The organism is Burkholderia sp. 9777_1386 (genome assembly GCF_015712265.1).
GTDB classification, from domain to species: domain Bacteria; phylum Pseudomonadota; class Gammaproteobacteria; order Burkholderiales; family Burkholderiaceae; genus Burkholderia; species Burkholderia cenocepacia.
Map to the genome: position 1 here is coordinate 238,125 of NZ_JACCQB010000002.1, position 23,988 is coordinate 262,112.

Sequence of the window (23,988 nt, forward strand, 5' to 3'; positions counted from 1 at the left end):
CGCCCGCATTCTTTTGCACGCACCGTAGCGTGTGCGCGGCGGCGGGCTTTCGCGTCAGCTGACCCGGTTCACTACCAGGTCGGCAAGTTCGGCCAGACGCTGTGCGCGTGCGCCGAACGGTTTCAGCGCGTCGTGCGCTTCGGCGCGCAGCTGCGCTGCCAGCTCGCGCGACGCCTCGAGACCGAGGATCGATACATAGGTCGGCTTGTCGTTCGCCGCGTCCTTGCCGGCCGTCTTGCCAAGCGTCGCCGAATCGGTCGTGACGTCGAGAATGTCGTCGACGACCTGGAAGGCCAGACCCACGGCCCCCGCGTACACGTCCAGCGCAGCCATCGTTTCCGCCGAAGGCGTCTCGCCGGCCAGCGCGCCCATCCGCACGGCCGCGCGCAGCAAGGCGCCCGTCTTCATCCGGTGCATCGTCTCGAGCTGTTCGCGCGTCAGCTTCAGGCCGACGCTCGCCAGGTCGATCGCCTGCCCGCCGGCCATGCCGATCGAGCCGCTCGCGAGCGCCAGCTCGCGCACGAGCGCCGCCTGCTGCACCGGCGACAGCGCGTCGGCGTCGGTCAGCGCGACGAACGCCTGCGATTGCAGCGCATCGCCGACCAGCAGCGCCGTCGGCTCGTCGTACTGCACGTGCACGGTCGGCTTGCCGCGACGCAGCGCGTCGTCGTCCATGCACGGCATGTCGTCGTGCACGAGCGAGTAGACGTGGATCATCTCCAGCGCCGCCGCCGCCGCGTTGCGTGCCGCCTCCGTCGCACCGGTCAGCTCGCCTGCTGCATGGCACAGCAGCGGGCGAACGCGTTTGCCGCCACCGAGGACCGCGTAGCGCATCGCCTCGTGAAGTTTCGCGGGCATCGCGGTTTCAGCCGGCAGATAGTGGCCGAGTGCGTCCTCGACACGGTCAAGCACGGACCGCATCCATTGTTCGAATGTCATAGATCGTCGTCTTCGCCGTCCGTGGCGGCCGTTCCGGACGAAAGCGGCTTCAGCGTCGCGCCGTCGAGCACGCGAACCTGCTGCTCCACTTTCTCGAGCTGCTGTTGGCAAAACGCAACGAGGGTCGCACCGCGGCGATACGCCGCCAGTGAATCCTCGAGGCTCAGCGCGCCGCCTTCCATCCGGGCAACCAGCGTCTCGAGTTCCGCGAGCGCCATCTCGTAATTGTCCGGCAACGGTTCGGTGCCATTGCCGGGCGGCGTGGCGCCTGGGGATGCGGTTTTCGCCATGGACGAGGGTGTCAAATTTCAAAACAAGTCGGACATTCTACGGCAAAAGAGAATTTTCCGACCTGCCGTCTTGGGCGCCCGCGCACAATCCCGGTCCCATCTTCGATGCACAGTGTGCGCCTTTCGACCGCCGCCCGACAAAAAATTGACACAAATCAGGCACTTAATCCTAGCCTTGCGAGGCGAACCGGGTATAATTCTCCGTTTCCCTAAATCGATTTTTCGATGGTTGGGTTGTTCACTGCTTTCACGCTAACACCGGGAGTGGGAATGTCCAATCTGAGCGATGCGCTTCAGTTGAAGTCGGCCCACAGCCAGCTTCCAGTCACTGCATATTTCGATGAGGCGCTACTCGAGCGCGAGATCGAAACCCTCTTCAAGAAAGGACCTCGTTACGTCGGGCACGAGTTGATGGTGCCCGAGGCGGGGGATTATTTTGCGCTGCCGTCCGAGAAGGAAGGCCGCGTGCTGGTCCGCAACCAGACGAACCAGATCGAACTGCTGTCGAACGTGTGCCGCCACCGGCAGGCGATCATGCTCAACGGGCGCGGCCACACGCAGAACATCGTGTGCCCGCTGCACCGCTGGACGTACGACCTCGAAGGCGAGCTGCTCGGCGCACCGCACTTCCCCGACAAGCCGTGCCTGAACCTCGGCAAGAGCCCGCTGCAGAACTGGCAGGGGCTGCTGTTCGAGGCCGAGGGCCGCAACGTCGCGCGCGATCTCGCCAACCTCGGCACGAAGCATCACTTCGACTTCTCCGAGTACCAGTTCGATCACGTCGAAGTGCACGAGTGCGATTACAACTGGAAGACGTTCATCGAGGTCTACCTCGAGGATTATCACGTCGTCCCGTTCCACCCGGGCCTCGGCAGCTTCGTGTCGTGCGACGATCTCAAATGGGAGTTCGGCGACTGGTACAGCGTGCAGACGGTCGGCGTGCACAACGCCCTCGCGAAACCGGGCAGCGCGACTTACCAGAAATGGCACGAGCAGGTGCTGAAGTTCCGCAACGGCGTGCCGCCGGAGTTCGGCGCGATCTGGATGGTCTACTACCCGGGCCTGATGATCGAGTGGTATCCGCACGTACTGGTCGTGTCGTGGCTGATCCCGCGCGGGCCGCAGAAGACGACCAACATCGTCGAGTTCTATTACCCCGAGGAAATCGCGCTGTTCGAACGCGAATTCGTCGAGGCCGAGCGCGCCGCCTACATGGAGACGGCCGTCGAGGACGACGAGATCGCGATGCGGATGGACGCGGGCCGCCGTGCGCTGATGGCGCGTGGCGAGTCGCAGGTCGGCCCGTACCAGAGCCCGATGGAAGACGGGATGCAGCACTTCCACGAGTTCCTGCGCCGCCACCTCGGCGACCTCTGACAGCGGAGGCGGCGCGTTGCCGCCGCCCGGCCGCCGGCAAACGAAAAGACGGGCTTCGGCCCGTCTTTTTTTGTTTAGACTTGGAGTGTCAGGCCATTTGCACTCCAGGGAGCCGTCATGCCACACACTCATTACACCACGCTCATCTCCGCCGCCAATCTCGCCGAGCGCCTGGCCGCGGCGCCCGGCAGCGTGGCGCTGTTCGACTGCCGCTTCGATCTCGCCGATCCCGGCGCCGGCGAAGCCGCCTACGCGGCCGGCCACCTTCCCGGCGCGCAATACCTTCATCTCGACCGCGACCTGTCGGGCCGCAAGACGGGCACCAACGGCCGCCATCCGCTGCCGACCCGCGACGCGCTCGCCACGCTGCTCGCCAGCCGCGGCCTCAAGCAGGGCCAGCAAGTCGTCGCGTACGACGCGCAAGGCGGCGCCTATGCGGCGCGCCTGTGGTGGCTGCTGCGCTGGCTCGGCCACGATTCGGTCGCGGTGCTCGACGGCGGCCTGCAGGCGTGGGAAGCGGCCGGCCAGCCGCTGACGACCGACGTGCCGCAACCGGCCGCCGGCGACTTCCGCGCCGCAACGCCGCTCGAATCGACGGTCGATGCAGCGGCCGTGCTCGCGAACGTGTCGTCGGCCGCGCGCGTGGTGATCGATGCACGCGCACCGGACCGCTATCGCGGCGAGAATGAAACGATCGATCGGGTGGGCGGCCACATTCCCGGTGCGCGCAACCGCTTCTTCAAGGACAACCTGGCCGCCGACGGCCGCTTCAAGACCGGCCATGAATTGCGCGAGGCGTTCGCCACCGTGCTGGCCGGCACCGAGCCAAACCGCGTGATCCTGCAATGCGGCTCCGGCGTCACCGCCTGCCACAACGCGCTGGCGCTGGAAGTGGCGGGCCTGCACGGCGCGTCGCTGTACCCGGGTTCGTGGAGCGAATGGAGCGCCGATCCGTCGCGACCGATCGCGACCGGCCCGACGCCGTAAGCGCGCGTACGGCGCGGCAGTCACGCAGCGGCGGCCTCGGCCGCCGCTTGCCGTTTACATCACGCCGAACTTGTGGAACCACTCGATCGCGCGTTTCCAGCCATCCTCGGCATCGGCCTTCACGTAGCTCGGCCGGTAGTCGGCGAAGAACGCATGGCCGGCATCCGGATACACGACGATCTCCGATTCGCGCGCGAGCTTCGAATCGCTCGCCTGGATCGCCTTGCGCATGTTCGCGAGCGACGCCTGCGTGATGTTCTGATCCTTCTCGCCGTACAGGCCGAGCACCGGCACTTTCAGCAACGACGCGTGATCGACCGGGTTGAACGGCGTCATCTCGTCGGTCTTGCCTTCGACGAACCCGTACCACGCCACCGCGGCCCGCACGTGCGGGTTGTGTTCCGCATACAGCCACGCCTGGCGACCGCCCCAGCAGAACCCGGTCACGCCGAGGCGCGTCAGGTCGCCGCCGTTCTTGCCTGCCCACGCGACCGTCGCATCGAGATCCTCCGTCACCTGCCGGTCCGGCACCTTGCTGACGATGTTGTCGACCAGCGCCTGGATCGTCGGATATTTCGCCGCGTTGCCCTGTCGCGCAAACAGGTCCGGCGCGATCGCCAGATAGCCGAGCTTCGCGAAGCGCCGGCAGACGTCGGCGATATGCGCGTGCACGCCGAAGATCTCGTGAATCACGATGACGACCGGCAGGTTCGTCTTGTCGACCGGCTGCGCGCGATAAGCCGGCACGCTCGCATCGCCCGAGCGGATCTCGATGGTGTCGACGTCCAGGCCGGCGCTGTCGGTCGTGACCGTCTGCGCCGACACGGGCAGCACGGCCGCCGCGAAGGTGCCGCCGAGCGCAGCCTGCATGAACTTGCGGCGCGAGAACGGGACATGGGGGACCAGGCTGTCGACTTCGGGTTTCAACATGAATGCACTCCTCGATTGGGCGCCGCCGTCACGATCGCGGAGACGGCATGACGGGGCATCGCACCGGCGCGCGGCGCGGATGTTGCGGCGGTTGGCACCCCGCCGCAAACGAAAACCCGGACAAGATGCCCAATAATCCGTTGTCGCGTCAACTGTCAGATGTGTAAGACTCGATTACGACGCGGTGCGGCGGCGCGTAGCGACGATCGCCGCGCGACCGAATCCTTGCGAATCGAAAAGAAAAACGGGCGGGGAATACGCAGGACATGCGCATTCCCCGCCCGCTCCGCACACGAGCGCGATCAGTGCAGCTTGACGCGCGGCAGCGTCGTGCGTCGCAGCCAGTGCGCAATCGTGTCGAGCATCATCCGCGGATAACCGTGCAGCGCGGCAATGTGCATCCGGTACAGCGACATGTACATGAAGCGTGCGAACAGCCCTTCGATCAGCATGTTGCCGCCGATCAACCCGCCCATCAGATTGCCGACCGCGCTGAAATGGCCGAGCGACACGAGCGAGCCCAGGTCGCGATACGTGAATTCGGGCAGCGGACGCCCTTCCAGCCGACAGCCGATCGCCTTCAGCAGGAAGCTCGCCTGCTGGTGCGCGGCCTGCGCACGCGGCGGCACGTTGCGCTCGTTACCAGGCCATGCGCATGCCGCGCAATCGCCGAGCGCGAATATGTTGTCGTCGGTGAAGGTTTGCAGCGTGCGGCGCACGTCGAGCTGGCCCAGCTTGTTGACCTGGAGCCCATCGAGATTCGCGAGCACCGACGGCGCCTTGATGCCGGCAGCCCAGACCGTCAGGTCGGCACGCACGACCTTGCCGCTCGCCGTGTGGACGGCCCCGGGCGCCACCTCCGTCACGCGCTCGGCGAGCATCAGCCGCACGCCGATCTTTCCGAGCAATTCAGCCGTCGCCGACGAGACGCGCTCCGGCAGCGCCGGGAGGATCCGCGGCCCCGATTCGATCAGCACGATGCCGACGTCGTGCCGTGGATCGAGTTTGTGCAACCCGTAGGCCGACAACACCTGCGCGGTATTGCGCAGTTCCGCGGACAGTTCGACGCCCGTCGCGCCGCCGCCGACGATCACGACCTGGATACGCGGCTCGGCCGACTCGCCCGGCGCGGTCGGCGCCGGCGCCTGGTGCTCCGCGCGCATGCATGCCGCGATCAGCCGCTTGCGGAAGCGTTCGGCCTCCCCGACCGTGTCGAGCGCGATCGCGTTTTCCGGTGCGCCCTGCACGCCGAAGAAGTGGGTCGTGCTGCCGATCGCGATCACGAGCGTGTCGTATTCCAGCTCGCGTGCCGGCAACAGTTCCGCGCCGTCGCTGTCGTTGATCGGCGACAGCGTGACGCGCTTCGCCGCGCGGTCGAGCCCGGTCAGCTCGCCCTGCTGGAACTCGAAGCCGTGCCAGCGCGCCTGCGCCGCATATTCGAGCTCCTGCGTGAACGGGTCCATGCTGCCGGCCGCGACTTCGTGCAGCAGCGGTTTCCAGATGTGCGTCGGATTGCGGTCGACGAGCGTGACGAGCGCACGCGCGGGACGATTGCCGCGCGCGCCGTAACGGTCGCCGAGCCGCGTCGCCAGTTCCAGGCCGCCGGCACCTCCGCCTACGATGATGATCCGATGCATCCGATTCCCCCTTTGCGATTCGAAACTGCTGCCGCCGGATGAAGCAAACGCCGTGCACTCGCGCCGCCCGGTGGATTAACCGGTTCGGACATCATCGATGTGCAGTTCGAAGCACTTCGATGCATCCGATCCGGAACGCGGGGCGCGCCGCCCCGCGTCAATGACATGATTGACATGCATTGTCCGGGAGCTTGCGCGTTGACCACAAGCAAACCATCTCGATATTCAGCATCCCTGCAACAATATGCCGCGGGAAACGGGAATCGCTCGGGGGTGCGTCAGTGTGCCTCTTCCCAGTTCGCGCCGGCACCCACTTCGGCGACGAGCGGCACCTTCAGCTTCGCGACGCCGCACATCATTTCCGGCAGTTTCTCGCGCACGAGCGACAGCTCGCCTTCCGGCACCTCGAGCACCAGTTCGTCGTGCACCTGCATGATCATCCGCGATGCAAGCCCGTCGCGCGTGAGCCAGTCGTCCACCGCGATCATCGACAGCTTGATCAGGTCGGCCGCCGTGCCCTGCATCGGTGCATTGATGGCCGCGCGCTCGGCCGCCTGACGGCGCGGGCCATTGCCGCCGTTGATCTCGGGCAGCCACAGGCGGCGACCGAAAACGGTTTCGACGTAGCCCTTCTCCTTCGCGGTTGCGCGCGTGTCTTCCATGTACTGCGCGACGCCCGGATAGCGGGCGAAATAGCGGTCGATATAGAGCTTCGCCGCGTCGCGCGTGATGCCGAGGTTCGATGCGAGCCCGAACGCGCTCATCCCGTAGATGAGCCCGAAGTTGATCACCTTCGCGATCCGGCGCTGGTCGGAATTGACCTCCAGCGGCGTCACGCCGAACACCTCGGCGGCCGTCGCGCGGTGAATGTCCTCGCCCTGCGAGAACGCGCGCAACAGCGACGCGTCGCCGGAGATGTGCGCCATGATCCGCAGTTCGATCTGCGAATAGTCGGCCGATACGATCCGGTGGCCCGGCGCTGCAATGAACGCCTCGCGGATGCGCCGGCCTTCGGCCGTGCGCACCGGAATGTTCTGAAGATTGGGATCGTTCGACGCCAGGCGGCCCGTGACCGCGACGGCCTGCGCATAGTTCGTATGCACGCGGCCGGTGGTGGGATTCACCATGCGCGGGAGCTTGTCGGTATAGGTCGACTTCAGCTTCGACAGCCCGCGATGCTCGAGCAGCAGCTTCGGCAGCGGGTAGTCCTCGGCCAGCTTCTGCAGCACTTCCTCGTCGGTCGACGGCGCGCCGCTCGGCGTCTTTTTCACGACCGGCAACTGCAGCTTCTCGAAGAAGATCTGCCCGATCTGCTTCGGCGAGCCGAGATTGAATTCGCCGCCCGCCAGTTCGTACGCCTGCCCCTCGAGTTCGATCAGGCGCGTCGCGATTTCGGTGCTCTGCGCGTGCAGGCGCGCATCGTCGATCAGCACGCCCGTGCGCTCCATCTTGCGCAGCACGAGCGATACCGGCATCTCGATCTCGCGGTACACGCGCTCGAGGCCCGGCTCGCGGGCGACTTGCGGATACAGCGCGTGATGGAGCTGCAGCGTGATGTCCGCATCTTCGGCTGCGTATTCGGCGGCCTGCGCGAGCGCCACTTCGTCGAAACCGATCTGCTTCGCGCCCTTGCCCGCCACGTCTTCGTACTTGATCGTCTTGACGCCCAGATGACGCAGCGCGAGGCTGTCCATGTCGTGCGTGCGGTGCGATTCGACCACGTACGATTCGAGCAGCGTGTCGTGCTCGATGCCGTTCAGTTCGATGTCGTAGTTCGCGAGCACCTGTGCGTCGTACTTCAGGTGCTGGCCGACCTTCTTGCGATCGGCCGATTCGAGCCACGGCTTCAGGCGCGCGAGCACTTCGTCGAGCGGAAGCTGCTCGGGCATGTCGGGGCCGCGGTGCGCGACCGGCAGGTAGGCCGCCTTGCCCGGCTCGACCGAGAACGACAGGCCGACGAGCCGCGCGAGCATCGGATCGAGCGCGGTCGTCTCGGTGTCGAACGCGGTCAGCGCGGCCGCGTCGATCTTCGCGAACCACGCGTCGAACTGTTCCCAGGTCTGGATCGTGTCGTATTCGCGCACGACGTCGGCCGCGATCACCGGGGCCGGCTCGCCTTCCGGCGCATCGGCGCCACCGCCTTCCGCGGGTGCGTTCTCGACTTCGCGCAGCCAGGTCTTGAAGCCGTAACGCGCGAAGATGTCGCGCAGCAGCTCGCGCGCCTCGCCGTCGGTCTTCAGCGACGCTTCGATCGATTCGAGATGCGGCGCGAGATCGCATGACGTGTCGACGGTCACGAGCTTGCGGCCGAGCGGCAGGAAATCGAGCGCACGGCGAAGGTTGTCGCCGACCACGCCCTTGATGTCGGCCGCGTGCGCGATGACGCCGTCGAGGCTTTCGTATTGCGACAGCCACTTCACGGCCGTCTTCGGCCCGCACTTCTCGACGCCCGGCACGTTGTCGACGGTGTCGCCGATCAGCGCGAGATAGTCGATGATGCGCTCGGGCGGCACGCCGAACTTCGCGATCACGCCGTCGCGGTCGAGCGTCTCGTTGGTCATCGTGTTGACGAGCGTGACGCGCTCGGTCACGAGCTGCGCGAGATCCTTGTCGCCGGTCGACACGATCACGTTCATCCCGTGCCGTTCGGCTTCGCGCGCGAGCGTGCCGATCACGTCGTCGGCCTCCACGCCTTCGACCATCAGCAACGGCCAGCCGAGCGCGCGCACGGCGCCGTGGATCGGCTCGACCTGCAATGCGAGATCGGGCGGCATCGACGGACGGTTTGCCTTATAGTCGGCATAAAGGTCGTCGCGGAACGTCTTGCCCTTTGCATCGAACACGCAAGCGCTATACTCTGCACTGACTTCCTTGCGCATACGGCGCAGCATGTTGATGATTCCGTAGAGCGCTCCGGTCGGCTCCCCGCCAGGGCCACGCAAATCAGGCATCGCATGGTAAGCCCGATACAGATAGCTCGAACCGTCAACCAATAGCAGGGTCTTACCTTCCAGATTTCGTTCTTCAGGCATTATGAACAAGAGAAAAGTGATTCCGAGTCTGCGTTCGCTCGCAGATCAAGAACGCGCGACGGCCAAGAAGGCGCGCGCATCGTGGCAGATGTTCACGATTATGGCAGAGTTTATCGAGGCGACCGAGTACCTGTCGGAGATCCGCCCGGCTGTCAGCATCTACGGTTCTGCCCGCCTCAAACCCGATACCCCGCACTACAAGCTCGCCGCGCAGATCGCGCGCAAGCTGTCGGACGCCGGCTTCGCGGTGATCTCCGGCGGCGGCCCCGGCATCATGGAAGCCGCGAACAAGGGCGCGCACGCCGGCAAGGCGCCGTCGGTCGGCCTGAACATCGAACTGCCGCACGAGCAGGCCGGCAACCACTATCAGGACATCTCGCTGCGCTTCCGCCACTTCTTCACGCGCAAGGTCACGTTCGTGAAGAACTCGGATGCGGTGATCGTGATGCCGGGCGGTTTCGGCACGCTCGACGAACTGTCCGAAGTGCTCACGCTGATCCAGACGAAAAAATCGCGCCTCGTGCCGATCATCCTCGTCGGCAGCGAATTCTGGCAGGGGCTGCTGCAGTGGTTCCGCGATCAACTGATTCCGATGGGCCTGATCAATCCGGAAGACATGGATCTGATGCAGGTGATCGACGACCCCGACCAGGTGCTCGACGCGGTGCTCGCGTTCTACGAGGACAGCGGCGAGGAAGAGGGTTCGGACGAGGAGGATCATCCGCCGCGCCCGGAAGAAGACCGGATGTTCTATCTGTAACCGGTCGGTGACGACAGCCGGCCGAGCGCCGGCTGTTGTGCTTTTCATGCGACGGAAGTGCGCTCCGGCGGCTCGCCGGGCGTGACTTTGTAACGCGCTGTTAATACCCGTTCACCGCCGCGCGCGGTCGAATGTCAAATCTCCGCAGCCGGCGCTGCACCATGCGGCGGGATCGGCCGCACCAGCCGGCCCCCAATGTCAAACGGCGGGCCCATCGCGTGCCTGCGCGCCGCCAATCCTCCGTAATAATCACGACTCGCCTTTTCCGTCGTGCCGCAGCACACTGCATTGTGTCGGCGCGGCGTTCCCCCGGTGGAACGGTCCCCCTCGCTTCCATCGCGTCGCGCCGGCCTATTCATCACGACACCACGGAAAAGAACATGCAACGCTCGCTGATCGCCCTCGCCTTTGCCGGCCTCGGCCTTTCGCTGTCCGGCCTCGCTCACGCCGTCAACGTCGACGTCAACATCGGCACGCCCGCGCCGGTCGTCGTCGCCCCCGCGCCCGTCGTGGTCGCCCCGGCGCCGGCGATCATCGTCGGCTGGCATGGCGACCGCTACTGGGACGGCCGCCGCTACTGGGAGCGCCGCGAGTGGGAGGATCACCAGCGCTATCGCGGTCGTGGCGGCTATCACTGCCCGCCGGGACACGCGAAAAAGGGCGAGTGCTGAGCGCCCGAGCGAAGGCCCGTCAGGCCCGCACGCGGAAGCAGAAAAATGAAGGCCGCACGCGAACGAAGGTTCGCGTGCGGCCTTTGTCGTTGCGCATGCCGCTGCGCGGTGGCGTTACTGGAACGCCACTTCCGCAAAGCTCCGCAGCTTGCGGCTATGCAGCTTGTCGAGCCCGTTCGTGCGCAGGATCTCCATCGCCTTCACGCCGATCTGCAGATGCTGGTCGACCTGCCCGCGATAGAACGTGTCGGCCATGCCCGGCAGTTTCAGCTCGCCGTGCAGCGGCTTGTCCGATACGCACAGCAACGTGCCGTACGGCACCCGGAAGCGGAAGCCGTTGGCTGCGATCGTCGCGCTTTCCATGTCGAGCGCGATCGCGCGGCTCTGCGACAGCCGCTGCACGGGCTCGCGATGGTCGCGCAGTTCCCAGTTGCGGTTGTCGACGCTCGCGACCGTGCCCGTACGCATCACCCGCTTCAGTTCCGCGCCCTCCAGCCGCGTGACCTCGGCCACGCCGCGCTCGAGCGCGAGCTGCACTTCGGCCAGCGCCGGAATCGGCACCCACAGCGGCAGGTCGGCGTCGAGCACGTGATCTTCCCGCACGTAACCGTGCGCGAGCACGTAGTCGCCGAGGCGCTGCGTGTTGCGCAGCCCCGCGCAGTGACCGAGCATCACCCAAGCGTGCGGACGCAGCACCGCGATGTGATCGGTGATCGTCTTCGCGTTCGACGGGCCGACGCCGATGTTGACCATCGTGATCCCGCTGCCGTCCGCGCGCTTCAGGTGATACGCGGGCATCTGCGGCAGGCGCGGCGGCGCGGTGCCCTCGGCCGGCTCGCTGCCGAGGTTCGCGTTGTACGTGACGACGTCGCCCGGCTCGACGAACGCGCTGTACTCGCTGCGGTACGCGCGCACCTCGGGGTCGTCGCTTTCGGTCATCAGCGTGCGGCCGAGCTTCACGAACTCGTCGATGTAGAACTGGTAGTTCGTGTAGAGCACGTAGTTCTGGAAATGCGTGGGCGACGTCGCCGTGTAGTGACGCAGCCGGTGCAGCGAGAAGTCGACGCGGGCCGCCGTGAACAGCGCGAGCGGATGCGGCTCGCCCGGCGCCGGCTCGAACGTGCCGTTGACGATGCGGTCATCGAGATACGACAGGTCGGGCGTGTCGAAGATGTCGCGCATCGCGAGCAGGCGGTCGCGATCGAGTTCGCCCTCGAGATGGATGCCTTCCGGAAACGCGAAATGGATCGGAATCGGCTGCGACGACACGCCGATCTCGATCTTGACATGGTGGTTCTTCGACAGCAGACGCAGTTGCTCGCGGTAGTAGTTCGCGAAGAGATCGGGGCGCGTGACGGTCGTCTCGAATACGCCGGGACCCGCGACGAAGCCGTACGAGCGGCGCGAATCGACGTGCGTGTTGACGTCGGTCCGGATCCGCACGAACGGGTAGCACGCGCGCACGTGCTCGGTAATCGCTTCGTGGCGGCGATAGCGCGCGAACGCATCGCGCAGGAAGCCCGTATTCGTGTCGTAAATGGCGGACAGCCGCGCGACGGCGGCGACCGGATCGTCGAAAGCCTCGACCGACGGGCTTTCGGGCGACAGCACACGGTGCCGGCGGCTCAAATCGTTTTTCATTTTCATCACCTCGTCAGATCCGACGACATTACCACGGAACCCGGTCGCCCTTATGGCCGCCCCTGCGCACGCAGGGGCCGGATGGCGCGCAGTATTTGCTAAAATCGGTAGGTTCACTGGAGACTCATCATGAAGCCGCTCATTTTCGTCGCCGCTGCCGTCGCGTTTGCCGCCGCCGGCGTCGCTCACGCCGCCGGCGGCACGCCTGACGCCGACGCGCAGGCCCGGGCCGAGGCCAACGAAGCCGCCGGCCTGCCCGATCTCCGCAAGATCAACCGGCCGGGCGCCGAAGTCACGTCGAAAGTGGACTTCGCCGACATCCGCCGCACGCCGAGCTTCCACGAAAAGAGCAAGAACGGCACCGAAGTCACCGAGTACCGCGACCGCGGCAAGCCGGTCGAGATCGACGTGAAATCGAACTTCGGCACGCGCTACCAGATGAGCTCGACGCCCGACACGTCGCCGAAGCCGCACGACGCGGGCATCCCGATCACGCGCCTGCCGTCGCTGAACCTGCGCTACTGATTCCGTGGCGTGGCGCACCGGGCGCCGCGCCGCCCCTTCACCTGCTGTCGCGATGCACGCCGCCCGCGTGCCGACACCCTGACCTGACGCATCCCGCATGGCCGTTTTCACCGCTGTTTCCGACTCCGATCTCGCGCAATGGATGCGCCACTACGAACTGGGCGACGTGCTTGCGTTCCGCGGCATTCCGTCCGGTATCGAAAACAGCAATTTCTTCCTGACGACGACGCGCGGCGAATACGTCCTCACGATCTTCGAAAAGCTGACGGCGCAGCAGCTGCCGTTCTACCTCGACCTGATGCGCCATCTGGCCGCCCACGGCGTGCCGGTCCCGGACCCGATCCCGCGTGACGACGGCGCGCTGTTCGGCGAACTGCACGGCAAGCCGGCCGCGATCGTCACGAAGCTCGACGGCGCGGCCGAACTCGCGCCGGGGGTCGAACACTGCATCGAGGTCGGACAGATGCTCGCGCGCCTGCACCTCGCGGGCCGCGACTATCCGCGCAGCCAGCCGAACCTGCGCAGCCTGCCGTGGTGGCAGGAGAACGTACCGGCCATCGTGCCGTTCATCACGGACGCGCAACGCACGCTGCTCGAAGGCGAGCTCGCGCACCAGGCCGGCTTCTTCGCGTCGGACGACTATGCGGCGCTGCCGGCCGGGCCATGCCATTGCGACCTGTTCCGCGACAACGTGCTGTTCGCGCACGCGGCGCCCGGCACCGGTCACGACGTACGCCTCGGCGGCTTCTTCGACTTCTACTTCGCGGGCTGCGACAAGTGGCTGTTCGACGTCGCGGTGACCGTCAACGACTGGTGCGTCGACCTCGCGACCGGCGTGCTCGACGTCGCGCGCGCCGATGCGCTGCTGCGCGCGTACCAGACCGTCCGGCCGTTCACGGCCGAGGAACGTCGCCACTGGAGCGACATGCTGCGCGCCGGTGCGTACCGCTTCTGGGTGTCGCGCCTGTACGATTTCTACCTGCCGCGCGCGGCCGAGATGCTCAAGCCGCACGACCCCGGCCATTTCGAACGCATCCTGCGCGAGCGTATCGCGCATACGCCCGCGCTTCCCGAGATCCAAACCGCATGCAACTGATCGAAGTGCCCGCGAAAACGGGCTATGTCTGGTTCCGTCAAGGCATCTGGCTGTTCCGCCGGAATCCGCTCGCGTTCATCACGCTGTTCTTCACGTACCTGCTCGCCATCACGCTCGTGTCGATGGTGCCGGTGATCGGCTCCGCGCTGCCGCTGGTGTTCATTCCCGGCATCGCGGTCGGCTTCATGGCCGCGTGCCGCGACACCGTGGCCGGCAAGACCGTGATGCCGACGATCCTCGTCGACGGCTTTCGCTCGTACGGCACCGTCGCGACCCAGCGGCTGCTCGCGCTCGGCGTGATCTACGTCGCGTCGATGGTGCTGGTGTTCGCCGCTTCGTCGTTCGTGGACGGCGGCGCGCTGTTCCACGTGATGATGGGCGCGGCCGACGAAGCGAACACGACGCCCGAGACGCTCGCCGCGCAAGGCACGCTCGGCGCGCTGTTCTTCGCGACGCTGCTCTATCTGCCGGTCGCGATGCTGTTCTGGTTCGCGCCGGTGCTGGTCGCATGGCATGACGTCCCGCCGGCGAAGGCGCTGTTCTTCAGCGTCGTCAGTTGCTGGCGCAATCGCGGCGCGTTCGTCGTATACGGCGTGCTGTGGTTCGCCGTCGCGCTCGGCACGTCGCTCGCGCTGTCGCTGCTGCTGCAGGCGCTCGGCGCCGGCGCGTATGCGCTGACGATCATGATGCCGGTGACGATCATCATCGTCACGATGCTGTACTGCTCGTTCTACGCGACCTATCGCGGCTGCTTCGGCGTGCAGGAACCGGGCGCGCCGACGACGATGTCCGGCCGCTGAACCCGCTCTTTCGGCCGGCGCATGTCGCCCGCCGTCGCACTGTTTCGCGCCGGGTCGTCGCCCGGCGCGCTTCTTCCGATTCCCCTTTCCCGTCTCGCTTTCCTCCGGCCGCCCCTGTTCAATCGAATCTTTTGCGCGCAAAATAATTTGCGTACAAATCGTTCGCGCATCGCCGCGCTTCCCGAACCATGGATCGCCTGCCCCCGCTGCCCCAGACGCTCGACGAGCAATTGTGCTTCGCGCTTTACGCGACTTCGCACGCGATGACGAAGGCGTACAAGCCGCTGCTCGACAAGCTGTCGCTGACCTATCCCCAATATCTCGCGATGCTCGTGCTGTGGGAGCGCGACGACATGGCCGTGAAGGACATTGCCGCGCGGCTCGACCTCGATCCCGCGACGGTCACGCCGCTGCTGAAGCGGCTGGAAGCGCTCGGCTACGTCGAGCGCGTGCGCAGCGCGGCTGACGAACGCGTCGTCAACGTGCGTGTGACGTCGGCCGGCCGTGCGCTGAAGGATCGCGCGCGCTCGGTGCCCGCCGAGCTCTTTTGCGCGATGCAGCAAACGCCCGAATTCCTGATCCGGCTGCGCGCCGATCTCCAGCAGTTGCGCGACGCATTGTCGGCGGCCAACGAACGCTGACGCGCCAAGCGCAGACGACCTCGCCCGGCGCTGCCGGGTTTTTCTTCAAAATTTCATTTGCACACTAATGATTTGTGCTCTATATTTCACTCGTGGCCGGCGACACCCGTCTGACCGGACCGCTTTTCTCCCTCTTCCCGACAGGAGCTGCACGATGAACATTCTGTACAAGACCAGCGCCACGAGCACGGGCGGCCGCGACGGCCGCGCGGTATCCGCCGACCACAAGCTGGAAGTGAAGCTGGCCGCGCCGCGCGAACTCGGCGGCACGGGCGCGGAAGGCACGAATCCGGAGCAACTGTTTGCCGCAGGTTACTCGGCCTGTTTCCTGAGTGCGATGAAATTCGTCGCGGGCCAGAACAAGCAGACGCTGCCGGCCGATACGCAGGTGACGGCGGAAGTGGGCATCGGCCCGAACGACGCTGGCGGCTTCGGGCTCGACATCGAACTGCGCGTGTCGCTGCCGGGGCTCGACAAGGCCGACGCGCAGGCGCTGGTCGACAAGGCGCACCACGTGTGCCCGTACTCGAACGCCACGCGCAACAACGTGCCGGTGCGCCTGACGGTCGTCTGACGCGACGCAGGGCCAGGAAAAATACAAAAAGGGCGCGTGCGGCACATGCCGCACGCGCCCTTTTGCGCGATTCGTCGAAATGGCGGGCCGGCAGGCCCGCGTGCGCCGCTTAGCGCGCGCCGATCGAATACGGGCGGTTCAGCGCCGCGTCGCGATCGATCTTGCGCATGCGGAATTCGAGATCGTAGATGTCGGTGGCTTCGGCCAGGTACGCGTCGGTGCGCTCTTTCGCGGCCTTTTCAGCGTTCTTGGTCAGCATCAGGAAGAGGTGGCTCAGCAGGTACATGTTCGATCTCGCTATTCAAAGGTTCTGGACTAGGGTTTTCCCGAATTATAGGGAAAACCCTAGTCTTTGACCAGCGTCGATCAAACGATGCGTCGTTCGGTCGCCACAGTGCGCTGATTGGCTTCGAAAAAGGCCCAGATCATCGCGCTTGCGTCGGGGCCGACTGCCGCATGAAACGGCACGGCTTCGTCGCCGCCGGCCCATGCGTGATCGAGCCCTTTCACATGGCACAGCCGCACCACCGGCTCGCCGTCGCGGCACACATCGGTGATCTGGGCGCCCGTTTCGCGCGTCTCGACCCGTTCGCCGCCGCGCAGCGCGCCGCGGCTGTCGGCGAGCCCGTTCAGACGCATGAACTGCACGGTCAGTTGATCGGCATTCTTCGGCGCGACGACATGATCGCCGTCGCCCTGGACGATCAGCGCGGGCATGCCCGGATACGCGCCGGCCTCGACCAGCGCATCGACCGCCGCGGCCGGGTTCTGCCGCAGGCCGCGCCGCATCACGTCCATCGCGGTGATGCCGGAATTCGCCTCGCCCAGCGCCGGCCCCGAGTGCAATGCGACCGCCGCGAAACGGTCCGGATGGTGCAGTGCAAGAAGCGACGCCAGACCGGCGCCGGCCGACAGCCCCGCCACGTAGACGCGCGACGCGTCGAAGCCGTGTTCGTCGACCAGCGCGTCGACCAGCGACACCACCGCATTCGCCTCGCCGCGCCCCGCGCGGTCGGTGTCCTCATACCAGTGCCAGCAGCCGTGCGCGTGCGCGCGCAGCGACTGTTCCGGATACAGCACCGCGAAGCCGTGCTTGTCGGCCAGCAGGTTCATCCGCGTGCCCTGCGCGAATTCGTCGACCGACTGCTGGCAGCCGTGCAGCATCACGACGAGCGGCATCGCGCCGCGCCGGCGGCCGGGCGGCACGTAGAGCCCGTACGCGAGATTCTGGACGAGGCGGCCGAGCGCGGGCGCCATCGGATGCTCGCCGCGCGTCCATTCGCCCGCGGCCCACGCGGCCGCGCGCGGCCGCACGCGCGATTCGCGTGGCGGGGACGGATCGGATACGGCGGAAGAGGTGGCGGCCTCGAGTGCGTCGCGTGTGATGCGCTGCGCATCGCGCGCCGCGCGCTTGGCGGCCGGAGACAGCATGCGTTTCATGCCGCCCAGCCATACCTTGGTCAGACTTTTGGTCATCGATCGGGCTCGCAGTCAGGAAAAATAGGGGCGCCATGAAGGCACCACAACGGGTGCATCGTTCGACTTTGTGCAATGCACCATAACATTGTTTCTGGGATTTTTCCTGCGCGCCGATAGTTCCCGGCGGCGCAAAAAACGGGCCTCATGCGGACGCGGCGCTATACTGGGGTTTCGCCGCTTGTATCCGTTGTAGTCGTTCTTCCCGGCTCGCGCGTTGATTTAAGCATTCTCCCCGCCTTCGTTCGTCCCCTTCCGATGTTCGACCTGTCCTCTCACCTGTGGATCATGATCACCGCGTTCGGCGGCGCCGGCCTGACCTTGCCGCTCGCGATCACGATTGCCGTCTGGCTCGCGCTCGGCTACTCGTGGCAGCGCGCGGCCGCATGGCTCGGCGTGCTCGCGGCCGCGATCGGCGTGGTGGCGCTCACCAAGATCGCGTTCCTCGGCTGGGGCATCGGCATTCGCGCGTGGGATTTCACCGGGTTCAGCGGCCATGCGATGCTGTCGACGTCGGTGTATCCGGTCGCGATTTTCCTCGCGCTGATCCGCACGCGCACGCCGGTGCGGATCGCCGGCATCGCGCTCGGCCTGGCGGCCGGCATCGCGGTGGGCGTGTCGCGCGTCGCGCTCGACGCGCATTCGCCGTCCGAATCGATCACCGGCTGCATCGTCGGCGCGACCGCCGCGCTCGCGTTCATCGCCGGCTCGTGGCGCGCGGCGCCGCACCGCTGGTCGGTGCCCGCGGTCGTCGCGAGCCTCGCGCTCGTCACCGTGGCGCTGCACGGCATCACGGTGCCGTCGCATCGCTGGGTCACGAAGGTCGCGCTGCAACTGTCGGGCCACGAGCGCCCGTTCGTCCGCGCGCGCTGGAAGGCCAACCCGAACTACCATCCCGCGTCGCAGCCGTCGTCGCTGCAGCGCACCGAATCGGCGCCGCGCACGCTTCACACGTGACCGGCAGCCCGGCCGTCACGCCCGCCCCTTTTCACGTCTGACCATTTCATGCGCACCGTCGCATGAACAGTATGTCGAGCGTTATAACCCGCCCTATATTACGATTACGGTTTCCACCCATTCGAAACGAATCCACCATGCGCTCAACCGTCCGTCCGCTTCGCCGCACCCTGCTTCGCCTGCTGCCGATCGCCACGCTTGCCGCCGGGTTCGCGTTCAGCGCGCCCGCTTCCGCCGCCGACGAACTGGTCGTGTCGGCCGCCGCCAGCCTGACGAACGCATTCAAGGCCGTCGGCGACGCGTACGAGAAGCAGCATCCGGACACCAAGGTGCTGTTCAACTTCGGCGCATCGGACGTGCTGATGCAGCAGATCGCCAAGGGCGCGCCGGCCGACGTGTTCGCGTCGGCCGACCAGAAGGCGATGGATCGCGCGGTGAACGAAAAGGTGATCGTGCCCGGCACGCGCCGCGATTTCGCGGCGAACTCGCTGGTGCTGATCGTGCCGGCGGACAGCCACGCGGCCGCGCCGACGTCGCTGAACGACCTGACCGCGCCCGGCGTGAAACGCATCGCGTACGGCGACCCGGCCTCGGTGCCGGTCGGCCGCTACACCGAGGGCGCGCTGCGCGCGGCCGGCGTGTGGGATGCGGTCAGCGCGAAGGGCGTGCTGGCCGCCAACGTGCGCCAGAGCCTCGACTACGTCGCCCGCGGCGAAGTCGACGCGGGCTTCGTGTTCGGCACCGACGCCGCGATCATGCCGGGCCGCGTGAAGGTCGCGCTGACGGTGCCGACCCGGACGGCCATCACCTACCCGATCGCCGTGGTCAAGGACAGCCGCCACGCCGCGCAGGCGCAGTCGTTCATCGATTTCGTCGCGTCGTCCCAGGGCCAGGCCGTGCTGTCGACGTTCGGCTTCAAGCCCGCCAAGTGAGCGACTCGCGATGCAAGACGCCTGGGTCCCGCTGCTGCTGTCGCTGAAGGTCGCCGGCTGGGCGACCGCGCTCGACATCGTGCTCGGCGTCGCGGCCGCGTTCGTGCTCGCGCGCTGGCGCTCGCCGTTGCGCGACGTCGTCGACTCCGTGCTGACGCTGCCGCTCGTGCTGCCGCCGACGGTGCTGGGCTATTACCTGCTCGTGCTGCTCGGCCGGCGCGGCGTGTTCGGCGCATGGCTCGACACGCTCGGCATCGAGCTGGTGTTCACGTGGCAAGGTGCGGTGATCGCGTCGATGGTCGTCGCGTTTCCGCTGATCCTGAAATCGGCGCGCGCAGCGTTCGAAGGCGTCGACCCGCATCTCGAGCGCGCCGCGCGCACGCTCGGGCTCGGCGAAGTCGCGGTGTTCTTCCGCGTGACGCTGCCGCTCGCCACGCGCGGGATTCTCGCGGGCGCGCTGCTCGCGTTCGCGCGCGCGCTCGGCGAATTCGGCGCGACGCTGATGATCGCGGGCAACCTGCCCGGCCGCACGCAGACGCTGTCGGTCGCGATCTACGCGGCCGTGCAGGCGGGCGACGACAACACGGCCAATTTCCTCGTACTGGTGACGTCGATCACCTGCGTGCTCGTGCTGCTCGCGACCGGATGGCTCGTGCCGTCGCGCGCCCGGCGGAGCCAGCTGACATGAAGCACCTGTTCCATCCGTATCGCCGGCGCCGTCCGGCTAGCGGCCTGCCGCGGCGGAGGCCCGCATGAGCCTCGTCGTCGACATCCGCAAGACCTACGCGAACGCCGAGCGGCGCTTCACGCTCGACATGTCGTTCACCGCGACGACGCAGCGCGTCGTGCTGTTCGGGCCGTCGGGCGCGGGCAAGAGCATGACGCTGCAGGCGATCGCCGGGCTGCTGACGCCCGACGCGGGCACGATCACGCTGAACGGCGAGCCGCTGTTCGACGCCGCGCGCCGCATCGACGTGCCGACCCGCGAACGCCGGGTCGCGTACCTGTTCCAGGACTACGCGCTGTTCCCGCATCTGAACGTGCGGCAGAACATCGCGTTCGGGCTCACGTCCGGGCTGCGCAACCCGCGCGCGAAGACGGTGCCGCCGGAGGTCGCGTACTGGCTGCGCGCGTTCGACCTCGAAGCGCTCGCGGGGCAATATCCGTCGCAGTTGTCAGGCGGGCAGAAGCAGCGCGTGGCGCTCGCGCGTGCGCTGGTCGCGCAGCCGCGCATCCTGCTGCTCGACGAACCGTTCGCGGCGCTCGACGGCGCGATGCGCCAGCGCATGCGCCACGAGCTCGCCGAACTGCAGGCGCGGCTCGACATCCCGATGGTGCTGATCTCGCACGACCCCGACGACGTCGCCGCGTTCGGCGACCAGGTCGTGCAGTTGAGCGAAGGACGCGTGCAGGCGAGCCCGCCGCACGCCGAGTGGCCGACGCGCGTCACCTGAACGCGCGACGCCATGGTCGTGAGCGTGGCGCCGGTCGCCACGTTGGAGCCTGAGAGAAGCCGCAGCGCGGCACATGCTGAAAGCGGACACGAAGCCGGTGCGATGCGGACGAACGCGGCACCGGCTTCGCGCCGTCACCGCACGCCGGCCCCGGGAGCCGCGCGGGCGGCCGGGTCAGCCCGTCACCGCCAGGATCACGCTCGACGCCTTGAACAGCGCGATCGCGCGCCGGCCGGCGTCGAGCTGCAACGCATCGACGCTGTCGTTGGTCACGACGGCCGTCAGCGTCCCGCCGCCGTCGAGCGCGAGCGTCACCTCGCTGTTCACCGCGCCCGCCGCGACGGCGTCGACGCTGCCGTGCAGCCGGTTGCGCGCGGACACTTTCAGATCGGGCCCGCCATCGTCGACCGCGAGCACGACCCACGACGCCTTCACCAGCGCGCACGCGTCCGCCCCTTCCCGCAGCCCCAGCGCGTCGGCGCTTTCGTGCGTCAGCACGGCGACGACCGACTGTCCGCCGGGCAACGCAAGCGTCACCTCGTCGTTGACGGTGCCGCGCACGATCGACGCGACCTTGCCGAACAACTGGTTGCGCGCGCTGGTCTTCATCCCGATCCGGCCGATCAGCGCCCAGTCGACGTCGAAGCCGGCCACGGCCGCGCTCGCGGCCTCGATGAAGCGGCGATGCTCGCGCTCGATCGTGCGGAATGCGGCGATCAGCGACGTCGCGCGCGGCGTCAGCGTCGTGCCGCCGCCGCCCTTGCCGCCCGTCGAACGCGCGACGAGCGGTTCGCCGGCGAGATTGTTCATCGTGTCGACCGCATCCCACGCGGCCTTGTAGCTGAGGCCGACGGCCTTCGCCGCGCGCGTGATCGAACCGGTGTCGCCGATCGCCGCGAGCAACGCGATGCGCGTCGCGCCGCCGAGCGTCTGGTCGCCGGCGCGCAGCCACAGCTCGCCGCCCAGTTCGAGCGGTTCGGCGGACGAGGAGGAATGCGGAGCGTCGGTCATCATCGGCATGCGTGCGGGAAACGGGCGGCCATTATAGGGTCGGCGCGCAGCGCTCAGCCCGGCTTGCCGTCGAGCTTCGGCGGCCGCAGGCTGGCCAGCAGCGTCTCGGCGTCGCGCGCCGCGCGCTGTTCGAGCGCGGCGCCGTAGCCGCGCACGAAACCGAGCTGATACGGCGGCGCCGCGAGTTGCTCGAGATGGTGCAGCGCAACCATCGCGTCGTTCGCTTCGCCGAGCACGCTCTGCACGCGCGTGAGCGTCTTGACCGTCTCGTTGCGCGTGCGGCGCGACGCGAGCGACGCGAAGAATTCGAGCGCGTAGCGCAGCCGCTTCGCGTCGATCCGCACCTGATGGCGTGCCGCCGTGTCGAGCGACGTGAGCGACGGCGATCCATAGAGATGACCGAACAACCGCCGCACGCGCTTGGTCGCGTGACGCCGCAGCGACGGTGCGTCGTCGCCGTCGGCCGCCGGCAGCGCGAGCGCGCTCAGCCATTCGAGCCAGCCGAGCGTCAGCCGCGCATAGCGGGCCGAATGCAGCGCCTGGCGCAGCTCGACGCGCGCGGCCATCGACTGCGCGCGGGCGGCGTCGAGCGTGCCGTCCCAGTCGCTGCCGCCGCCGTCGGCCGCGATCAGCGCGGGCAGGCTCTCGGTCGCGAACACGTCCCAATCGCGCACCGTGCCGAGCAGCGCGGCGAGCCAGCGCAGGTCGACGCCGAGCGTGTCCTTCCATTGATCGTCGGTAAAGCGCGGGAAGAAGCGCATCAGCGTGCGCAGACGGCGCAGCGCGACGCGCATCTGGTGCACGAATTCGGGATCGTCGCGCTCGAGCACGCCGCATTCGTTGCCGAGCCATTGCGCGGTGATGTCGCCGGACAGCGCGAACAACGCGGCGCGCTGCGTGCGGATGCCGGTCAGGTCGACGGACTGCGCCTTGACCAGCACGGCGGCCACCGGTCCGCCCGCACAGGCGCGGTCGATCACGCTCGTCAGTTGCACGAAGGCGGGCCACGCGCCGCTCAGTTCGCGCGCCGCGGCAAACAGCGCATGCAGCGCCGCCGTGCGCGCGGCGACGGTTTCCCAGTCGGGCGCGGCCAGGCGCAGCTCGACGTAGCGGCGCGGCGGCTCGCCGCCGCCGTGCAGCGTGATGTCGTCGAGCGTCATCTCGACCACGACGCCGCTGTCGTCGGCCCAGCGCCCGCGCCGCCGCTCGCTGACGATGCGCAGCGCCGCCGCCTGGGCGCGCGCTTCGTCGGTGTCCGGTGCAACGCCGCCGGTTTCGGCGGCCGCCGCATCGGCCTCGGCCTCGGCTGCGGTACGTGTCGCGGGTATCGGCAGCGGCGTCGCGACGACGATCCCCGCGTGCTCCGCGTCGAACAGTTCACGCTGCGTGACGCCGGGAGCGAACGTCTGCGTGCGCGAGGCGACGACCCGCGTGCCGTGCGCGTTCGATTCGACCCAGGTCCACCAGTTCGCGCCGGGGCTCCGCTCGGCCTCCTCGATCTGGCACGGCTCGATCGTCACGCGCTCGTGGCCGCGCCGCATCCGGACCTGCGGGCAGATCCGCCACGCGCGCACGAGTTCGGCGCCGAACTCGCGCTGCGCGCCCCGGGCGCGGCTCGCGGCCTTGACCGGCCACCCTTCCAGCGACAGCGACAACACGATTTCCAGCACACGCGACATGGAGGCTCCTGCACATGAAGGACCGCCGGCGCATCGACCGCGCCGGCGTCGCTCGTGAAGCAGCTTCCATAGTACACGCCGCCCAAACGCGCAGGCGTCGATCCGGCCCCGCCGCCCTGTGGCAGGTCAAGCCGGCACGTCAGACCGCGTATTGCGCGATGCCGTTGCCGAACGACCAGTCCTCCTTCAGCACTTCGACCAGACTGATGAATACGTCTTCCTGTCGCACGCCGGGCTGCTGCGCGAGGTTCTCGGCGATCGTCCGGTACAGCGCCCGCTTCTGCTCGAGCGTGCGCGTGTTGTTCGCGGTGATCTGGATCATCACGAGGTCGTCGCTGCGCTCGATATCGTAGTAGTGACGGCCGAACACGAAGTTCTCGGCCGCATGCTCGGTCACGACCATGAAGATGTCGTCCTCCGGCACGTTGAACGTGTGCATCAGCGCGCGGTGCACGCCGTCGACGAGGGCCCTGCGGTAGGCGGCCGGTTTGCCTTCGCGTACGGCGATACGGGTGAATGGCATGGTGCTGCTCCTGTCGGTGAGTGACGTTGAAGAACGAAAACACAGCGTCAGGTTAG

The 23,988-nt window shown here is 67.4% G+C and carries 24 protein-coding genes; 13 read left to right on the forward strand and 11 right to left on the reverse strand.

Annotated elements, in window-relative coordinates; genetic code table 11:
- Positions 1-54: 54 nt before the first annotated feature.
- Together H0X91_RS03095 and H0X91_RS03100 are read right to left on the reverse strand one after the other, a co-directional pair.
- Positions 55-939 (reverse strand): polyprenyl synthetase family protein, encoded by an 885-nt coding sequence (locus tag H0X91_RS03095; RefSeq protein WP_006479426.1) that lies wholly within the window; start codon positions 937-939, stop codon positions 55-57.
- The gene (locus H0X91_RS03100) at positions 936-1,229 is read right to left on the reverse strand and encodes an exodeoxyribonuclease VII small subunit (protein WP_006479428.1); all 294 of its coding nucleotides are present in this window, start codon (positions 1,227-1,229) and stop codon (positions 936-938) included. Before H0X91_RS03100 ends, H0X91_RS03095 begins: the two co-directional genes overlap by 4 nt.
- A gap of 270 nt (positions 1,230-1,499) precedes the next feature.
- Here H0X91_RS03100 and H0X91_RS03105 point away from each other — a divergent pair, with 270 nt between their 5' ends.
- Both H0X91_RS03105 and H0X91_RS03110 read left to right on the forward strand, forming a co-directional pair.
- Positions 1,500-2,606 (forward strand): aromatic ring-hydroxylating oxygenase subunit alpha, encoded by a 1,107-nt coding sequence (locus H0X91_RS03105; protein ID WP_006486437.1) that lies wholly within the window; start codon positions 1,500-1,502, stop codon positions 2,604-2,606.
- Positions 2,607-2,723: 117 nt separating this feature from the next.
- A complete protein-coding gene (locus H0X91_RS03110; RefSeq protein ID WP_006486463.1) occupies positions 2,724-3,593 on the forward strand; it encodes a sulfurtransferase in 870 nt (289 codons plus the stop codon).
- Positions 3,594-3,647: 54 nt separating this feature from the next.
- Here H0X91_RS03110 and H0X91_RS03115 read toward each other — a convergent pair whose 3' ends face one another.
- The 3 genes from H0X91_RS03115 to polA all read right to left on the reverse strand — a co-directional run bounded on the left by H0X91_RS03115 (position 3,648) and on the right by polA (position 9,192).
- Positions 3,648-4,523, reverse strand: a complete 876-nt coding sequence (locus H0X91_RS03115; RefSeq protein ID WP_006486435.1) for a dienelactone hydrolase family protein — start codon at positions 4,521-4,523, stop codon at positions 3,648-3,650.
- A 302-nt stretch (positions 4,524-4,825) separates the two neighbouring features.
- Positions 4,826-6,160, reverse strand: coding sequence for an NAD(P)/FAD-dependent oxidoreductase (locus H0X91_RS03120; protein ID WP_006486476.1), 1,335 nt, complete (start codon positions 6,158-6,160; stop codon positions 4,826-4,828).
- A 278-nt stretch (positions 6,161-6,438) separates the two neighbouring features.
- Positions 6,439-9,192 carry a DNA polymerase I gene (polA, locus tag H0X91_RS03125; protein WP_112750702.1) on the reverse strand — a complete coding sequence of 918 codons (2,754 nt, stop codon included), beginning with the start codon at positions 9,190-9,192 and terminating at the stop codon, positions 6,439-6,441.
- Between the two features lies 1 nt (position 9,193).
- Between polA and H0X91_RS03130 the strand changes: the two genes are divergently transcribed.
- Both H0X91_RS03130 and H0X91_RS03135 read left to right on the forward strand, forming a co-directional pair.
- Positions 9,194-9,952 carry a TIGR00730 family Rossman fold protein gene (locus H0X91_RS03130; RefSeq protein ID WP_006486470.1) on the forward strand — a complete coding sequence of 253 codons (759 nt, stop codon included), beginning with the start codon at positions 9,194-9,196 and terminating at the stop codon, positions 9,950-9,952.
- Between the two features lie 380 nt (positions 9,953-10,332).
- A complete protein-coding gene (locus tag H0X91_RS03135) occupies positions 10,333-10,623 on the forward strand; it encodes a hypothetical protein (RefSeq protein ID WP_006486461.1) in 291 nt (96 codons plus the stop codon).
- Positions 10,624-10,737: 114 nt separating this feature from the next.
- Here H0X91_RS03135 and H0X91_RS03140 read toward each other — a convergent pair whose 3' ends face one another.
- Positions 10,738-12,264 carry an AMP nucleosidase gene (locus H0X91_RS03140; RefSeq protein ID WP_012493190.1) on the reverse strand — a complete coding sequence of 509 codons (1,527 nt, stop codon included), beginning with the start codon at positions 12,262-12,264 and terminating at the stop codon, positions 10,738-10,740.
- A gap of 129 nt (positions 12,265-12,393) precedes the next feature.
- Between H0X91_RS03140 and H0X91_RS03145 the strand changes: the two genes are divergently transcribed.
- The 5 genes from H0X91_RS03145 (at position 12,394) to H0X91_RS03165 (ending at position 15,900) form a co-directional block, all read left to right on the forward strand.
- Positions 12,394-12,789 (forward strand): hypothetical protein, encoded by a 396-nt coding sequence (locus H0X91_RS03145; RefSeq protein ID WP_006486478.1) that lies wholly within the window; start codon positions 12,394-12,396, stop codon positions 12,787-12,789.
- Between the two features lie 97 nt (positions 12,790-12,886).
- Positions 12,887-13,885 carry a homoserine kinase gene (locus tag H0X91_RS03150; protein ID WP_006486428.1) on the forward strand — a complete coding sequence of 333 codons (999 nt, stop codon included), beginning with the start codon at positions 12,887-12,889 and terminating at the stop codon, positions 13,883-13,885.
- Positions 13,876-14,685 carry a BPSS1780 family membrane protein gene (locus H0X91_RS03155; protein WP_006486425.1) on the forward strand — a complete coding sequence of 270 codons (810 nt, stop codon included), beginning with the start codon at positions 13,876-13,878 and terminating at the stop codon, positions 14,683-14,685. Before H0X91_RS03150 ends, H0X91_RS03155 begins: the two co-directional genes overlap by 10 nt.
- 188 nt (positions 14,686-14,873) lie before the next feature.
- Positions 14,874-15,326 (forward strand): MarR family winged helix-turn-helix transcriptional regulator, encoded by a 453-nt coding sequence (locus H0X91_RS03160; RefSeq protein ID WP_006496011.1) that lies wholly within the window; start codon positions 14,874-14,876, stop codon positions 15,324-15,326.
- A gap of 154 nt (positions 15,327-15,480) precedes the next feature.
- On the forward strand, positions 15,481-15,900 hold the full coding sequence (locus tag H0X91_RS03165; RefSeq protein ID WP_048988685.1) for an organic hydroperoxide resistance protein: 420 nt from the start codon (positions 15,481-15,483) through the stop codon (positions 15,898-15,900).
- Positions 15,901-16,009: 109 nt separating this feature from the next.
- On the opposite strand, the gene H0X91_RS03170 is transcribed toward H0X91_RS03165, so the two are convergent.
- Together H0X91_RS03170 and H0X91_RS03175 are read right to left on the reverse strand one after the other, a co-directional pair.
- Positions 16,010-16,186, reverse strand: a complete 177-nt coding sequence (locus tag H0X91_RS03170; RefSeq protein WP_006486452.1) for a DUF3563 family protein — start codon at positions 16,184-16,186, stop codon at positions 16,010-16,012.
- Positions 16,187-16,266: 80 nt separating this feature from the next.
- Entirely contained in the window at positions 16,267-17,376 is a 1,110-nt protein-coding gene (locus H0X91_RS03175) for an extracellular catalytic domain type 1 short-chain-length polyhydroxyalkanoate depolymerase (RefSeq protein ID WP_196432796.1), read from the reverse strand.
- A 258-nt stretch (positions 17,377-17,634) separates the two neighbouring features.
- Here H0X91_RS03175 and H0X91_RS03180 point away from each other — a divergent pair, with 258 nt between their 5' ends.
- The 4 genes from H0X91_RS03180 to H0X91_RS03195 all read left to right on the forward strand — a co-directional run bounded on the left by H0X91_RS03180 (position 17,635) and on the right by H0X91_RS03195 (position 20,719).
- Positions 17,635-18,333, forward strand: a complete 699-nt coding sequence (locus H0X91_RS03180) for a phosphatase PAP2 family protein (protein ID WP_058902873.1) — start codon at positions 17,635-17,637, stop codon at positions 18,331-18,333.
- A 137-nt stretch (positions 18,334-18,470) separates the two neighbouring features.
- Positions 18,471-19,265, forward strand: coding sequence for a molybdate ABC transporter substrate-binding protein (gene modA, locus H0X91_RS03185; protein WP_006486460.1), 795 nt, complete (start codon positions 18,471-18,473; stop codon positions 19,263-19,265).
- A gap of 10 nt (positions 19,266-19,275) precedes the next feature.
- Entirely contained in the window at positions 19,276-19,953 is a 678-nt protein-coding gene (gene modB / locus H0X91_RS03190; RefSeq protein WP_006486472.1) for a molybdate ABC transporter permease subunit, read from the forward strand.
- Between the two features lie 64 nt (positions 19,954-20,017).
- Complete coding sequence (locus H0X91_RS03195; RefSeq protein WP_006486467.1) at positions 20,018-20,719, forward strand: sulfate/molybdate ABC transporter ATP-binding protein; 702 nt, start codon at positions 20,018-20,020, stop codon at positions 20,717-20,719.
- Between the two features lie 174 nt (positions 20,720-20,893).
- Here the strand turns inward: H0X91_RS03195 and H0X91_RS03200 are convergent, their stop codons facing one another.
- From H0X91_RS03200 to H0X91_RS03210, 3 genes are all read right to left on the reverse strand, one after another.
- Positions 20,894-21,730, reverse strand: a complete 837-nt coding sequence (locus H0X91_RS03200) for a TOBE domain-containing protein (RefSeq protein WP_043205172.1) — start codon at positions 21,728-21,730, stop codon at positions 20,894-20,896.
- A 53-nt stretch (positions 21,731-21,783) separates the two neighbouring features.
- Entirely contained in the window at positions 21,784-23,409 is a 1,626-nt protein-coding gene (locus H0X91_RS03205) for a CHAD domain-containing protein (RefSeq protein ID WP_196432797.1), read from the reverse strand.
- A gap of 139 nt (positions 23,410-23,548) precedes the next feature.
- Positions 23,549-23,932, reverse strand: a complete 384-nt coding sequence (locus tag H0X91_RS03210; protein WP_006486465.1) for a tautomerase family protein — start codon at positions 23,930-23,932, stop codon at positions 23,549-23,551.
- Positions 23,933-23,988: the final 56 nt, after the last annotated feature.